The sequence below is a fragment of the Alloiococcus sp. CFN-8 genome, from assembly GCF_049943125.1.
Lineage (GTDB): Bacteria > Bacillota > Clostridia > Clostridiales > Clostridiaceae > JAEXZL01.
This window is the reverse complement of the sequence record NZ_CP188040.1, coordinates 3,174,324-3,189,771: the sequence shown is the minus strand read 5'-3', so window position 1 is coordinate 3,189,771 and position 15,448 is coordinate 3,174,324. Positions and strand designations below refer to the sequence as shown.

Sequence of the window (15,448 nt, the reverse complement as noted above, 5' to 3'; positions counted from 1 at the left end):
TAACCTTATGTCAGATTCTAAATTAAGCTATAAATTTCCATCATGGTTTAATTAATATATTTATTTTCCCTGAACATTTTTTGCTGCTGCAGCTCCTGCCTGTCTACCAAATGTAAGATTCGCGATTATTGATGAACCGCTTCCTGGATATTCTCTATAGAATATCTGACCATTGGCCACCTCTCCTGCAGCATATAATCCTGAAATAACCTTGTCCTCTATATTTAAAACCTCTCCATCAATTGTAATCTTCAATCCACCGATTGTACCACTTGTATTTCCTGATAGCTTCACAGCATATAGCTTACCTTTTGCAATGGCAGTAAGGAACTCAGAAGGCTTATTGAAGTCATCATCCTTACCTTTTTTAGCTAGCTCATTATATCTATCAACGGTAGCCTTTAACACTTTAGAGTCCATTCCTATTTTACCAGCTAAGTCTTCAATGCTATCAGCTTCAAAAGCAGTACCTTCTTCTATGGCTTTACCTACCTTTTCGTTATAATCTGATTCATCGAAAATATAGAAGCAATGTTCGATATTTAAGTCATACATTATTCTTGTCCTTGTAAAGTGGAAGTCTTTTTCATCCATAAAGCGTTTGCCCTCAGGAGTTACAAATAAGCCATCAGCAGCTTCACCATAACCAAGCATTGTTGTTCTGTTCAGAGCAAGCCTAATTCCGGCATCATTTTTAAGGATTTGAGCTCCTGCTTCCTCACCCATTATAAGTCCGTCTCCGGTATTACCTTCTCCAACGGTTGTGGTAAACTCACCAGCACTAGGAAAATACTTCTTAACAAGCTCTGGATTTCTATCAAAGCCTCCAGTAGCTAATATTACAGCGCCAGCATTGATTGTAATCTCATCTCCATTAGAATTCTCAGCCTTAACACCTGTTACCTTTTCCCCTTCAGTAATCAAGCTTAAAGCAGGTGTTTGTAGTAATATTTCTACACCAAGCTCTTTGGCTTTATCCTGTAATGGCATTATAAGATTTGCACCTGAATCCTCGTAAACCTTATGACCTCTAGCTGGTGTACGATAGGAATGTAGAGGTTCAATCTCATCCTTAAACTTCACTCCATTATCCATGAGCCACTCTATATTCTCTGCCGAATTGTTTGCTATTAAACTAACGAAGTCCTTGTCCACTTTGCCCTCACCAATCTCCATTAGAAAATCAGCAAAATCTTCAGCGGAATCCTCTATACCAGCAGCCTTTTGAATTGATGATTCAGCAGCCAAAATTTTAGCTCCAGATCTTATGGTACTTCCACCAACCGCAGGCATTTTTTCTAGAAGTATTACCTTTGCTCCATTATCAGCAGCCTCAATTGCAGCAGATAAGCCAGCAATACCTGCTCCTACAACTACAACGTCTGTTTCTTTGATGATTTTTTGAGCTGTGTTATTTTTCTCTTTCTTAACCTTTAAAGCTGCTATATCTCCATCAGCCTGTGTTAGTGCATCTTCTACTGCAGCTAATATAGCTTTACTAGACACGGTGCAGCCTGTTATGGTATCTACAGCCAACGTTTGTTCTTTAACAATTCCTTCAGGTATGTTTGTAATAGCTGCATCAGCCACACCCTTTGTTTCCTTATGTTCTAAAACCTTTACTTCCTTAATAGATTCTTCATCTACTATTACCTCAACCTTTATGTTTCCATTATGTCCCTTAGCTTCAGCAGTATAGCTTCCAGCCTTGTATGATCCCTTGGAACCCTCTGCTGTACTACCTGAACATCCAGTAAGCAAAGTAAATACTAGCAATAATACTATGCTTAAGATTCCCTTGTTATTTTTCAACATATTCATTTGTTTCTCCCCCTTAATTTATCATATATATTCCATTTTTTCAAACATTTCGTTTAAATTTTAACATAATATAACAAACAATTAAACCCAATATATTGCACAGATATGGTTTGAATTATTGCAAAGTTATCCTCTTCTACGTAAAAAAATTACTCCATAAGGCTTGGGTAGCCTTATGGAGTATTAACATTTCTAAGATTCATTTCAACTTCTATGACAGAATCTTCATTTTCATCAATAATTTCAACAGAAAGCTTATTTACCTTCGTTGTAAACTTTTCTTTTATAGAATTAACATCCTCATAAGCCTTATCTAACTTCTCTCTTGAAGGGAAATTTCCCAATGTCATATGAGGTAAGAATGTCTTCTCATTAAACCAAGCTGCTTTATAAGGTTCCAAGATTCCTTTATATAGCTTTAAGCTAAGTTTTTTTATCTCTTCCACACCTTCTTTTATAGTAAAAAATAAATACATACCTAAAGGATTATCAATTTTAATAATATCACCCATAGTTAGTCTAAAGGAGCTTGTCTCAGAAAGTACCTGATTTAAATGCTCTTTAATTTCTAATGATGTAAGATTGCTTTCAAAGGTAAATACTAGGGTAATATGTGGTCTAACATGATTAGCAAGTGGATCATATTTCTGTCTTATTTCATCTATAACGTTTATGTTATCAAATTGTGGAAATATCATTATGGTTCGTCTCAACATATTTCTCTCACCTTATCACTATATTTTCAAAATAAATGATTCACTTGGTAATCCAAAGAATTCTCCTAAGCCTATACTTATAAATCCATTATTAATTAATATTTTCCTAGAAGCATTATTCTTAGGATCTATCATTGCAGTAATTTTATTTAATTGCTTTTCTTCTTTAGCCTTTTCAACCAATAATCTAGCAACTTCACTTCCTATACCTGTGCCCCAGAAGTCAGGTAATAACATATATCCTAGCTCAGCTTCTGTTGAGTCCTTCTCTTTGATCCTGAGCATCCCGTAACCTATAAAGTTATTTGTTGAAGCTTCTATAACTTTAAAATTACCAAAGGACTCTTTTAATTCATTGTTTTTCAATATTAAATTGAATTTTTCTTTTGCCTCAGCTAAAGGAAGAGCTCTTTCTGTGATCATGGCCATAACTCTTTCATCTCTAACTAGTTCATAGTATTTATCAAAGTCTTCAGAAGTAAACTTCTGTAGATATATTCTTTTATTCATTATTTTAACTCCCCTCTTTATTACCCAAAACCATCTTCCATATTATTACTTATATTCAAATATATACTTTACAATTGGCACTGTCAACATAATATACTTTTCTATCTATAACTACTTTATTAGTAATAAAAAAGAATCCCCATCGCCAGAAGAAGATTCTTTATTAATAACCGTTTCATTTATCATTATGACAATTACTTTTTAACTATGAACTTATAAAAGGTGGATATACTATCCCAAATGCAAAGAACAATAAAGACTCCAGCAAAAATCCACTTCCCTCTATCAAACCATAATGCAATAGTATTAATAGAGCCTTTTGTGAGCTCGGCTATTTCTGAAATAAAAGCAGCATTAAATAGTGCAGTATCACTTAACATAACAACAACCAATATACACATGAGTACATTATAAACAGCATTGCATATAATCAGTGATATATTCCATCTTTCTGCAATATACTTCCATATAAAAATACCCAGCTGAAGTACTGTCAAAGCAAGAATGAAAGGCATGTATACTTTAAGCACATTAATATCAAATAACGGGGTAGCCTGCAAAACACCATTTTCTATATTTCTATAAATACCTATGACTTGAGGCTGAAAATACAAAAGAGCTGTAAAGATTATAGTCCATACCACTGAAAAAATAGTTTCTCCTCTAGAAATCTTCAAACCATCATTTACCGGTAGCTCTGGCAAGGAATCTGGAGTCCATTTATCACTAATCTGTGATAAATCCCCCGCTTCAACTCCACTTCTTTCTAAAATAACGAATATAAGAGTGACCCAAAAGGCACCTTGCATCGCCCCCAATAATCCTCCAGAAATTATATTTATAAACAACTGTATAATTGTTTCCATTACATCTATTTTAGAGGGATTTATAACTCTCTCTATTATCTCAATACCTATAAAAACAGCAATACAAATACCTACTACTATTTTAAGAACCTCCAAGTATTTGTCATAATACCCTGGACCAATGATATATCTTTTTTGAGGGTTATACTCATTGGCAAGCTCCATGGGACTACCCATTTCCTTCAGAATATTATATATATCTTTTTCAGTATAGTTATCAGGGAGCATATCTTCTATATTAGTTCTAAGTTCCTTTAAAACATCATCACGAATCTCCTTTGGCAGATAACTTCCCACGGCATGAACATATCGATCAATCAGATTCATTTTTCATCCTCCTCTAAAATTGTATCTAATAGGGTTGAGATTTGTTTCCACTCTTTCTTAAGCTTCTTATATACTTCTTTACCGTCATCACTGAGGGTATAAAATTTTCTAGGTCTGCTTTCGCTGGTATCCCATTCACTTACAAGCAGCTTCTGTTTTTCTAATCTGCGCAATAGCGGATACAATGTTCCTGCTTCAATTGGCACTTTCTTTTCTTCCAATTTCTGCACCAGTGAATAGCCATATTCATTTGAATGAAGCTGACTAAGGACTAACAGAACCATTGTTCCTCGTTTTAGTTCAACTGTAAGGGAATTGATTAATTCATCCGTTGAGTTCATTTAATCACCTCAATTCAAGTATACTGTATGTCGTACATTATAGTCAAGATAATATTACTATATTTTATAATATATTCCATAATATCAAATATTGTTCACAGGCTATTTTTTGTTTCTTAAACAGTGATATTATAGATAGCCTTAATAGATTTAATATTAATAATTCTATTAAATATCATGGACACTAAAAAAATACTCCCTCAAACCTATGTTTGAGGGAGCATAATTATGCATAAAAATTTAATTCATAACCTTAATCTACAATAGTCTTCTAATAATCGGTACCCATATTTCACTTTTAAATTCTGGTGAAGTCACATCTTTATTTTCATTCCATAAGATTTCTGGTCCTTCTGCTATTTCATAATTTGAGGATGGGAACCATTCAGAATAAATGCGTCCCCAGGTGTCTTGAAGAGTCTCTGGAAATGGTCCAACAGCTTCGAATACAGCCCAGGTTGATGCCGAAACTTTAAGCTCTGATAGCTCCTCAGGGCATTCTTTATTTGTTGCTACACCTATATAGTGGTCTAGCTCTCCCTTTTCTTAATCCCAACTAAGCTGAAGGCTTCCTTTTCTTCTATTCTATAGTTCATTTCGCTTCCTCCTTTTATTGATAATTGGAAGGTCATTCTTGGATATGCTTTTAGCTGTTGACCGTTGTATCTTGCTTCAGAAGGATTTATACCATGCAATATATAAAACTCTATACCGCATATATACTCACTTAATTCTCAAATAACTCTAAACCTCTAAATGAAAAAATCCCCCAAACCGTAGTCTGAGGGAACAAAATAACATTCTGAAATATGTTACAAAATTCTATAGCCAGATAAAAACTATATACTTAATACCGCATCATAGGCTTCATGTACAGCATTTAATACCTTTCTCGCTCTTATGCTATCTCCAACATTTACAATATCAATTTTATCCTTTAGAGAATTGAAAATGCTGTCATTAGGTGAAAAGCCCATGGCCAATACAACATTATCACATTTTATATCTTCATTATTCCCATCAACCTCTACATTTATGAATCCATCATTTATGCTAAGCAGCTTACAAGATGGCTTAGTTGTAATATTAGGGTGCTTCAGCATTTGATTTAGCATCATTAAATTCTGAATAAATATTGGTTCTGGTAATATTTTTGAAGCCATTTCAACTATTGTAACCTTCTTACCTCTATTGGCTAGCATAATAGCAGTTTCACAGCCAACAAGTCCACCGCCTATTATTGCTACTTCATCACCTAATAATGCTTTGTTCTGAAGCACATCTACTGCTGTTGTTACATTACTATTATTTATACCTTGTATACTTCCAGGCTTAATAGGATTAGCTCCGGCAGCATAAATAACTTTATCAGCATTATAATTTAGTATTTTTTCTTCCGTTGCTTCCATACAATACTTGATTCTAATATTTAAGGTTTCTATCATTGTGCGATAATAATTAAGTACTTTTTCTCCATCTCTCTTAAATGGAGGCATGCACGCATTATAGAAATTCCCGCCTAAGTACTCATTCTTTTCCCAAATCTCTACATCATGTCCCGCTTGAGTAGCTGCAATGGCTGCTTGACATCCTCCAGGACCTGCACCAATAACAAGTACTCTTTTTGGAGCTTCAGTAGCCTTTATATCTTTGATTCCTTCATAACCAGTTGTTGGGTTAACCGCACAGTTTATACTCTTTCCTTCACAAACTCTTGCAATACAGCCTTCATTACAATAAATACAATTACGTATCTCATTAGTTTTGTTTGCTATTACTTTGTTAGGAAAATCTGGATCTGCTAAAAACTCTCTACCAACACCAGCTATATCAATCCAATTATTTTTAATAGCTGTTTCTGCCTTGCCTATATCTCCCAAATGTCCATTAGAAATAACAGGCAAAGTAGTAACTTCCTTTATTATTCTTGAGGAAAGCATTTGAGGTACCATTTCCTGCTGATAAATAGGAGGCATAGCCATATACCAGTTATCATGGCAACCAGCGTCTACGTGAAGAGCATGTACACCTTTCTTTTCCAGCATTTTTGCTATTTCAATCCCTTCATCAATTCCTCTATAGCCCGCTTCAACTGGTAAAAAATGCTGTGGAGTGTATTTTACGATAATAGGAAAGTCATCACCAAGATCATTTTTAATATTGTCGATGATTTCATTTAAAAATCTCATTCTATTTTCGAAGCTTCCACCATATTCATCAGTACGGATGTTCCATTTCTTCGTCATAAACTTATCTGTCAAATATCCACCGTAAGCGTGAACCTCTACTGCATCGGCTCCTGCTTTTTCTGCTAGCTTTACTGTACGTAAAACTTCCCCTTGAATAAATTTAATCTCTTCTTTAGTGAGTTCATCAAAAGTATACTCACTACCTGGATAAAGAGGAATTGCTGAAGCTGAAGCTGGCTTTTCTCTACCCTCTGCTTTTCCACCAAGACCTATACCAGGCATAATTTGAATGCATACTTTACAGCCATATTCATGAGCTCTATCTACCATATTCTTAAAACCTATATAGCTTTCCTCCGTAAGAGTTGATGCAGGAGAATGACCGTCAATAGCTTCTGTAGCTATAACTGTAGTCATAATCATGGATGCTCCACCCTTTGCCCTTGCAAGATAATAATCTACTGCTCTTGAATCAAAATCTCCAAGCTCAGGTCCCATGGCAACCATAACAAATCTATTTTTAAGCTCCAGCTTTCCTATTTTAATAGACTCTAATACCTTCATTTATTTTCCCCTTTCCCACAATTAATATTATTTAAATTTTAACATACTGTTCTATCCTGAGCAACAAATTAACAGCAATTTTGTAAATTATTTCATCATATTCTTTACTTTAGCATATGATTAATCATGAATTTTCCTATCTTTACAGTTAAAATGAAGATTTCTTAAAGTCTATGAATTATTTTTGGTTCTACTGTGTGGAACACTTTGTCTAATTGATATCATTCATATCACTGTGCTATAATTGATTAGGAAAGAAGGTGATCTTATATCCTCTATTAAATGTTTGGAACGCGCATTAGATATACTTGATATAATGTATCAAAATGGAGGTAAGATGACTCTTACTGAAATATCTAAATCAATGAATTTGCATAAAAGCACAGTATATAGAACATTATTAACTCTAACTGAAAAGGATTTTTTAGAAAAAGATGAGCAAACAGGTCTATATACCTTAAGCTCAAGAGTTTTTATGATGGGACTAGTTGCTGCCAGCAACTTTCCTATAGCAACCATTGCAAGACCACATCTTGAATATTTATCAGAGAAATATGATGAAAAGATAAATTTAAGTCTTTTAAACTATAATCGGAATGATAACACCCAGGAAAAAGCTAAGGGTGATTTTGTACTAGTTTTACAACAATACCTAAACAACACCTATTCAAAAACCTTAATTACACCAAAACAATGTGATGCCAGTGAGGTCTTTCAACCAGCTGTTTATATGTGCTTTATGGCTTACCTAGAAAACGGTGCTGATTCTCAAGAGTTCAGAGAAAACTATATTAAACTGAATAAGAGATATAAAAATAAGAGTCTGGAAATTGATGATGTTATATCGAAAGTTCAACACGTCAGAGTAAAAGGCTACGCCTATGAAGAAAATGATCTCCGTCCAGGTAGTCTGTGCATCGCTGCCCCTGTATTTAATAAAGATAATTTACTCGTGGGTGTTTTAAGTATAAACGGACAAAAAGCGAAACTAAATAAGTTTTCTATAGATAAAATAATCGAAGAAATAAAGTATACAGCTAGTACTCTAACAGATATATGGTCCCGTAATGAACTCTAAATATTCAATTTTATTAAATGAACTTAATAAAAAATACTTGAGGCTTAATGCCTCAAGTATTTTTTATAACAATCTTAGGTACGGAATATACCATCTATAGTTAGTGATTGTCCAGTAATGTAATTAGCTTTTTCTGAGGCTAAAAATACTGCTGCTGCTCCAACCTCTTCTGGCTTTCCAAGTCTTCCTGCAAAGACGCTGCCTTTTATCCAGGTCTTTAGCTCTATGGGAAGAGCAGCAACCATATCAGTTTCTATAGGACCTGGACATATTGCATTTACATTGATCCCTATAGGCGCCAAATCTCTTGCAAGAGTCTTAGTTAATCCTATGAGAGCTGCCTTGGAGGTAGCATAAGCAGAGCTTCCAGTAGAACCAGTAGCAGCGCTCGTTGAAGACATAAAAATAATACTTCCTGTTTTTCTCTCTATCATATGTGGAACTACTAGCTTTGACATATAGAAGGGACCATAAGCATTCACCTTCATTACATCATCAAATTGCTCAAGGGTTGTCTCCATTATAGAGCCATTAGCTTCTATACCTGCATTATTAACTAAAACATCAATTTGGCCAAAGTGTTCAATAGCCGCATCCACTAATCGATTACATTCATCATATTTTGAAACATCAGCTTGAAATACAAGAACCTCTGCACCTAATGCTTTACACAGCTCAGATACTTCCTTTGCTTTTTGTATATTGCTGTTGCAGTGAATAACCACATTATAACCTGCTTCTGCAAATTCTGTAGCACAGGCAGCTCCAATTCCTCTTGAGGATCCTGTTATAAGAACAACTTTTTTACTCATAAGTTCAGTCCTACCTTTCCTTTGTCATTTTATTTAGATTTTAGTTATTTTCTTTAGTGCATCTAATTCCTTACATTTAATTTAGTTACTTTTTTAACACACTAAAGCGTCATAATTGTATAAAAATAACTTTAAAATAATATTTAGTAATTATTAGCACTATTTCCCTAATAAGCATTGTATATTATTTAACAAATTAAAGCAATACGTTTAAAACAACTTATTTTCTAATTACTCAAAAATAGGAGGAATCATAATAAATTATGCAATTCCTCCCACTTAAAATAAATAAAATTTTGCATTCATTAATATATGTTATTGCTTACTAGCAAACTTACTTCTTCCTAGCAGATATTAATAGCATCATGGGACGACGCAATTCATCCTCTCTCCCAGGCTCATCCATGAGGTAGTCAGCTGGCTTTGGTTCTACCAGCTTAGTAATCTCAAAACCACAGCTAATAAGTGTGTTCACATAGGTTGTGATTGTCTTATGATACTTAACAACCTCTTCTCCCAAAAATATAGCTTTACGTGGTCCTTCTTCAAAGTAGCGATCAACAGGCCAGTGAAGAGGATTTCCTTGGGCATCATAATGCCACTGCTGACTGCCCTCGGCAGTGAATATGGGATGCTCCACAGATAGTATAAAATCCCCACCCTTTACCAGAAGGTTACTAATTTTTCTGCACACCTCCTGAAAGGAGTCAATGTAATGAAAGGCTAGTGAGCTTATAACCACATCAAAGGATTCTTCTGGATAATCAATATCTTCAATAGGCATCTTAATATATTCAACAAGGGGTGATGTCGTTTTTTCTCTTGCCTCCTGAAGCATTTTTTCTGAGATGTCCACGCCTATCACTGACTTTGCCCCCATTTCAACAGCATAGTTGCAGTGCCACCCAAAGCCACAGCCCAGGTCTAAAACACGAGCTTCCTTGAAGCTTGGTAGCATTTTTTTAAGCTCATGCCATTCCCCTGCCCTCTGTAGTCCCTCCACGGAACGAGACATCTTTTTATATTGATTGAAGAACTCTATATCATCATATTTATTTTCTTTCATAATATACCCCTCCGCATTTTTCGTAGTACTCTTTAAATTATCAAAACTGCTTTTGTAGACTCTTATTTAAGGATTTCAACATAGCCTTCTGTTCCATTTACACGAATTCTCTGCCCATCTTTAATTAACTTAGTTGCATTCTCCACTCCTACCACTGCCGGAAGCCCATATTCACGAGCTATAACGGCTCCATGGGTCATAAGTCCCCCAACCTCTGTCACTAAGCCTTTTATAGAAATAAACAATGGTGTCCAGCTAGGATCCGTAAAGGCAGTGACTAAAATATCATCATCTTCTAGGTCTGCATCCTCCATGTTTAATATAACTCGTGCTCTTCCTTCCACAACTCCAGAAGAAACTGCCAGTGCTGGTATAGCTGTTGGTGGGATGCCATCTCGATTATATTTACCGGCAAATATTTCTCCATCAGAGGTAATAACCCTTGGTGGATTTAGCTTTTCATATAATTTATATTCTTCTTTGCGTTTCACAATAATCTCATAATCCAGTTCACCAGTAACTACCGCTTCAGTAAGCTCTTCAAAGGTAAGGAAATATACATCTTCTTTTTCCTTAATAATATTTGCTAGAGCAAGCTTTTCTGCTTCCTTCATCAAGGCCATCTTATATATGAAGTATCGACTAGCTATGTGATATTTTGGATATTCACGATAGCCTATAAACTTCCTAAGCCTCTCAATCATTTTCTTTGTTTCTTCTGCCTTTTCTTCTCCATCAGGCAATTGCTTCAATCCGTCTATAAGTTCCTTCTCTTTTTTATAGGCTTCCTGTAAGCCTTGATTAAACCTTTGAGCTCTGGCCCCAGCATTAAAATTCTTAATGTTACTAAGGATAATGGGTATTATTATATGAGGCTTTTCACTCCAGCGAGTTTTAGTAATATCAATTTCTCCTACACATCTCATTCCATATTTTATAAGATAATCATTAAATGCAGCCTTAGCTTCCTTACCACCTTTAAATTTAACAAGCTCCTTTAAGAAATCTTCTCCCTCAGCCTCCTGCAGATAGTTTATCACCTCAGGGTAAGGGCGAATCACGTCGGCCACATCTAATAAAGCTAAGCCCATTTCAGAGGTTATATTGTTCTCTACTGATTGAGAAAGAATATCCGCAGCATTCTTTTCTCCAAGCCAAGCGTTCATTCTTTCATTAATCCAAGAGGAAGCACCTATGCCAGCCATTATTGCCGCAGAGTTTTGAGGATCAAATATAAGCTTCTTTAGCTTTCCTATATCCTCTTTAATGAAATCAAACAAATCTCTTCCTGATTTTTGTTGAATATTTTCCTTTAACTCCTCAATATATTTTTCACTGAGTTTAATTAAATCAGGTACTATTGAAGAATTAATGTCTATTTCTTTCCCTTGGATTGAATTAGTATACTCTTTTTTATTATCATCAGGGAAAGCTTTTACAAAATCTCCTCTCTCTGTTATGGTTACAAGAGCATCCTTTGTAAGAGGGTCGTGTTCTCCCATGTTTCTTAATAAAGCAGCTCTGCTTTCTGGTGACTCTAACATACCTATGACATCAACAAACAATCTACCACCTGCTTTATATCTTTGACCCATAGATGTTAACTGGAAAATAGACATTCCTAATGGTTTCAAAGGATCTGTCATCATTTGTTGATGTCCAACAGATAGGTATATATGTTTTTTTCCATCATAAGCTTCTGGAATAGGATATAAGGTGGTGATAGGACGACTCTGAACAATGTAAAATTCACCATCAACCAAGCACCACTCTATGTCTTGTGGAGAGGTAAAATGTTTTTCTATTCTTCTACCAATACCCTCAAGCTTTAAGATATCCTCCTCAGTCAACACCTGCATAGTTTGTTTATTTTCATCCAGCTCCTGGGTTTCAGTGCCACCAGTCTTTAACCCATATACAGCCAGTTTTTTAGTCGATATTAGCTTATCTATAACCTTTCCTTCCTGCACCCTATAGTTATCGGCAGTAACCAGTCCTGAGACTAATGCTTCACCGAGGCCAAAGCTAGCATCAATAGACACTACCTTACGATTTGAGGTGATTGGATCAGCCGTAAACATAATTCCCGAAGCCTCGGGAAAGATCATCTTCTGGACTATAACCGATAAATAAACCTTACGGTGGTCAAAACTATTTTTAATTCTATAAGCTACTGCCCTCTCTGTAAAAAGAGAAGCCCAGCATTTACTTATATGCTTTAAAATTTCGTCTTTTCCTATAACATTTAGATAGGTATCCTGCTGACCAGCAAAGGATGCTGTGGGTAAATCCTCTGCAGTAGCACTAGAACGTACTGCATAGCCATTACCTTCACCTATTAATTTAATATTTCTAGCAATCTCCTCTGCTATCTCCTTTGTTATAGGTATACTTTCAAGGAGAATACGAATCCTTCTACTTATTTCCTGGACCTCTTCCCTATCCTCTGCTCCCTGCTTTGATAAATCATCAAGTAAAGCTTCAAGCTCAAGATTATTTTCTGTTAGCTTTTTATATACTTCTGTGGTAACACAAAATCCTTCCGGAACAAAAACTCCTTCTAATCTGGACAGTTCTCCCAGGTTAGCACTCTTACCTCCAACAATAGGTAGCTGAGTTTTGTCAATTTCCTGAAAACCACGGACATAAATATTCATAGATCCCTCTCCTTTATAATTGATTTTTCGATCCATCATCTATTTACTAATCGGTTTAACAGACTCTTTCAGTAGTGGCGTGCACTGGCCAGAATAATAGATATTTAGGACGTGCAATGCTCTAGTGCAAGCAGTATAAAGCAGCAGCTTTTCCTCTTCATGACTGTAATTTCCTTCTCCAGCATTGTAAATAAACACAACATCAAATTCCAAGCCTTTTGCAAGGTATGCTGGAATCACTAATAGATCACTGACGTATTCATCATCTTCATCAATTATAGCTTTAACCTTCAGCTTTTCTTTTAAGTAGCCATATACATTACTGGCTTCTTTTGCAGTTCTTGTAATGATGCCAATGGATTTATATCCCCTGCCTTTATACCTTACTATATCCTTAAGAAGAGCAGCTCTTATATCCTCTTCCGTAGGTAAACCTATAACTACAGGTTCATCTCCGCTTCTAGTTACGTATTCTTCTCCAAGATCCTCATTTAGCAGTCTTCGGGAAAAACGGGTGATTTCCAGGGTAGATCTATAGCTTTTACTTAGATTTATCCTGAAGGTATTATCCATGGGGAAGACAGTGGATATATTACTGTAATCTCCTAATCTCATAAATGTATTGATAGACTGCTGCAAATCTCCTAGAATCGTAATATTTGCCTCCTTAAAAAGCTGATAAAAAATCTCATACTGTAATGGTGTGTAATCCTGTGCTTCATCAATGATTACATATTTAATTTCTGAGGTTTTAGGTAAATCTCCCAGGACACCCTTAAGATAAAGTAGAGGAACCTGGTCCTCATAATTGAAAGAGTAATCATTAAGCTTTTCCAGGGTATAGCTCTTGATTTCATCAATAAGCTTCCTATTATAATCAGCATTTATTTTGCTTGTGAAAAGCTCAATATCTATGAAAAGATTTTTATAAATATCAATGAGATTAAACACTGTAATTCTCGAAATCTCATTATGAACTTTTTCAACTTCCTCTTTTACTAAAGCCTTGCCTAGTTCTCTAATCTCAAAATTATCTAAATACGGCTCTGACTCCTTAAGCTTAAGATAAGCCTCTTCCATTTGTCTTTTTTCATAAGGGTCAAACAGATATAATAATCTTTCTCTTATTTTTTGAAGCCTCCTTTTAAGTGGAAGCATTCCATAATCCTTAAAGTACAAATCCTCTATATCCTTAGCGGAGATTATTAAATTATCACCATAAAATATATCCGGAAAGCTTCTTTCTGTTTTTTCTAAATAAGTTACATATTCCTTTAATACCTCCAGAAATTCCTTAGAGGATTTAAATTTTATACTATTTATTCTCCTTTGGTAGCCTTCTTCTTCCCTAGCTGTGAGGATATATTCCATCATATAGGAATAAGCTTCCTTTTTATACTCAACTCCTAAGGTCATATGCATATATTCCTTAAAGGTGGTCTGAAACGTATTATCCTCACCAAGCTGAGGCAATACATTGGAGATATAATCATTAAAGATATTATTTGGGGAGAATATAATTATATTTTCTGGTGTTATTTTTTCTCGGTGCTTATATAAGAGATAAGCAATTCTATGAAGAGCTACTGAGGTCTTTCCACTTCCCGCAGGCCCCTGAACAATGAGATACTTATATTCCTCATTACGGATTATCTTATTCTGGTCCCTCTGGATAGTAGTCACTATTGCCTTCATCTTACTATCGGTATTCTTACTGAGGATAGCCTGTAGCACCTCATCATCTATATTTATATTACTATCAAACATGTATTCAAGCTTTCCATCGCTTACCTTGTACTGTCTCTTTAATATTAAATTACCATCAATAACTCCCTCAGGACATTCATAGCTTGCTTCACCAATTTCATAATCATAAAACATGCTAGCTATAGGAGCCCTCCAGTCATATATTAAAAAATCATAGCTATCATTTATAAGATTTGAGATCCCTATATAATACCTATCAGCTCTCTTCTCATCCTTTTCCTTAAAATCAATTCTTCCAAAATACGGTGACATGAGCATTCTCTCATATTTTGCTTCTAGCTTCCTGGTAAATTCATAGCTTCTTTTCTGCACCTTCATGGTATTGATAAATTGCATAAAGTCTACTACCTGCTCTAAACCATTGTTTACAGATACAGAGCCAATATCCTGCCAAAGCTCTCTTTGAGTTGCGATAGAATCCTTCTTAAATCTTTCCTTAAAGTCACGCTTTTCATTTAACTGCTTTTTTACCTCCTGCAGCACCGCCGAAAGTCTATCTTCTTCCTCTTTCCATTCCATATAATTTCTGTCCATAATACCTCCCTTTCTTTTTTGAAAAAATAAGTGAGATTTTTCAGAAATTCCTATTGACATCGCTAAAATAAAAGTGTATAATATAATTGGGAAATATATTATATTTTTGTCAAAAATAGGAATCAAAGTAATTTTATCATTTCTATTTTCATATGTCAATATTAAACATTTATCATGGGATAAATGTTTTTTTAATTATT

General features: G+C 35.0%; 13 protein-coding genes. 1 reads left to right on the top strand and 12 read right to left on the bottom strand.

The genetic code is table 11. The features are described from left to right. Nucleotides 1-60: 60 nt before the first annotated feature. The 8 genes from ACPWSR_RS14970 to ACPWSR_RS14935 form a co-directional block, all read right to left on the bottom strand. Entirely contained in the window at nucleotides 61-1,821 is a 1,761-nt protein-coding gene (locus tag ACPWSR_RS14970; RefSeq protein WP_426349032.1) for a flavocytochrome c, read from the bottom strand. Between the two features lie 173 nt (nucleotides 1,822-1,994). Next, nucleotides 1,995-2,537: a 2'-5' RNA ligase family protein gene (locus tag ACPWSR_RS14965; protein ID WP_426349031.1), complete on the bottom strand. Its 543-nt coding sequence runs from the start codon at nucleotides 2,535-2,537 to the stop codon at nucleotides 1,995-1,997. 18 nt (nucleotides 2,538-2,555) lie between these two features. Further along, nucleotides 2,556-3,047, bottom strand: coding sequence for a GNAT family N-acetyltransferase (locus ACPWSR_RS14960; protein ID WP_426349030.1), 492 nt, complete (start codon nucleotides 3,045-3,047; stop codon nucleotides 2,556-2,558). A 194-nt stretch (nucleotides 3,048-3,241) separates the two neighbouring features. Beyond that, complete coding sequence (locus ACPWSR_RS14955) at nucleotides 3,242-4,240, bottom strand: HAAS signaling domain-containing protein (protein WP_426349029.1); 999 nt, start codon at nucleotides 4,238-4,240, stop codon at nucleotides 3,242-3,244. Continuing rightward, a complete protein-coding gene (locus ACPWSR_RS14950; protein ID WP_426349028.1) occupies nucleotides 4,237-4,581 on the bottom strand; it encodes a PadR family transcriptional regulator in 345 nt (114 codons plus the stop codon). The genes ACPWSR_RS14955 and ACPWSR_RS14950 overlap by 4 nt, the downstream gene beginning before the upstream one ends. A 258-nt stretch (nucleotides 4,582-4,839) precedes the next feature. Continuing rightward, entirely contained in the window at nucleotides 4,840-5,103 is a 264-nt protein-coding gene (locus ACPWSR_RS14945; protein ID WP_426351396.1) for a GyrI-like domain-containing protein, read from the bottom strand. 8 nt (nucleotides 5,104-5,111) lie between these two features. After that, on the bottom strand, nucleotides 5,112-5,276 hold the full coding sequence (locus ACPWSR_RS14940; protein WP_426349027.1) for a hypothetical protein: 165 nt from the start codon (nucleotides 5,274-5,276) through the stop codon (nucleotides 5,112-5,114). 144 nt (nucleotides 5,277-5,420) lie between these two features. Then, the gene (locus ACPWSR_RS14935) at nucleotides 5,421-7,334 is read right to left on the bottom strand and encodes an NAD(P)/FAD-dependent oxidoreductase (protein ID WP_426349026.1); all 1,914 of its coding nucleotides are present in this window, start codon (nucleotides 7,332-7,334) and stop codon (nucleotides 5,421-5,423) included. 286 nt (nucleotides 7,335-7,620) lie between these two features. On the opposite strand from ACPWSR_RS14935, the gene ACPWSR_RS14930 reads away from it, so the two are divergent. Continuing rightward, nucleotides 7,621-8,412, top strand: a complete 792-nt coding sequence (locus ACPWSR_RS14930) for an IclR family transcriptional regulator (protein ID WP_426349025.1) — start codon at nucleotides 7,621-7,623, stop codon at nucleotides 8,410-8,412. Nucleotides 8,413-8,486: 74 nt separating this feature from the next. On the opposite strand, the gene ACPWSR_RS14925 is transcribed toward ACPWSR_RS14930, so the two are convergent. From ACPWSR_RS14925 to helD, 4 genes are all read right to left on the bottom strand, one after another. Beyond that, a complete protein-coding gene (locus ACPWSR_RS14925; protein ID WP_426349024.1) occupies nucleotides 8,487-9,224 on the bottom strand; it encodes an SDR family NAD(P)-dependent oxidoreductase in 738 nt (245 codons plus the stop codon). 334 nt (nucleotides 9,225-9,558) lie between these two features. Further along, nucleotides 9,559-10,290 carry a class I SAM-dependent methyltransferase gene (locus tag ACPWSR_RS14920; RefSeq protein WP_426349023.1) on the bottom strand — a complete coding sequence of 244 codons (732 nt, stop codon included), beginning with the start codon at nucleotides 10,288-10,290 and terminating at the stop codon, nucleotides 9,559-9,561. Between the two features lie 62 nt (nucleotides 10,291-10,352). Continuing rightward, nucleotides 10,353-12,947, bottom strand: a complete 2,595-nt coding sequence (gene ppsA / locus ACPWSR_RS14915; protein WP_426349022.1) for a phosphoenolpyruvate synthase — start codon at nucleotides 12,945-12,947, stop codon at nucleotides 10,353-10,355. A gap of 39 nt (nucleotides 12,948-12,986) precedes the next feature. Next, nucleotides 12,987-15,248 carry an RNA polymerase recycling motor HelD gene (gene helD / locus ACPWSR_RS14910; protein WP_426349021.1) on the bottom strand — a complete coding sequence of 754 codons (2,262 nt, stop codon included), beginning with the start codon at nucleotides 15,246-15,248 and terminating at the stop codon, nucleotides 12,987-12,989. Between the last annotated feature and the right edge of the window lie 200 nt (nucleotides 15,249-15,448).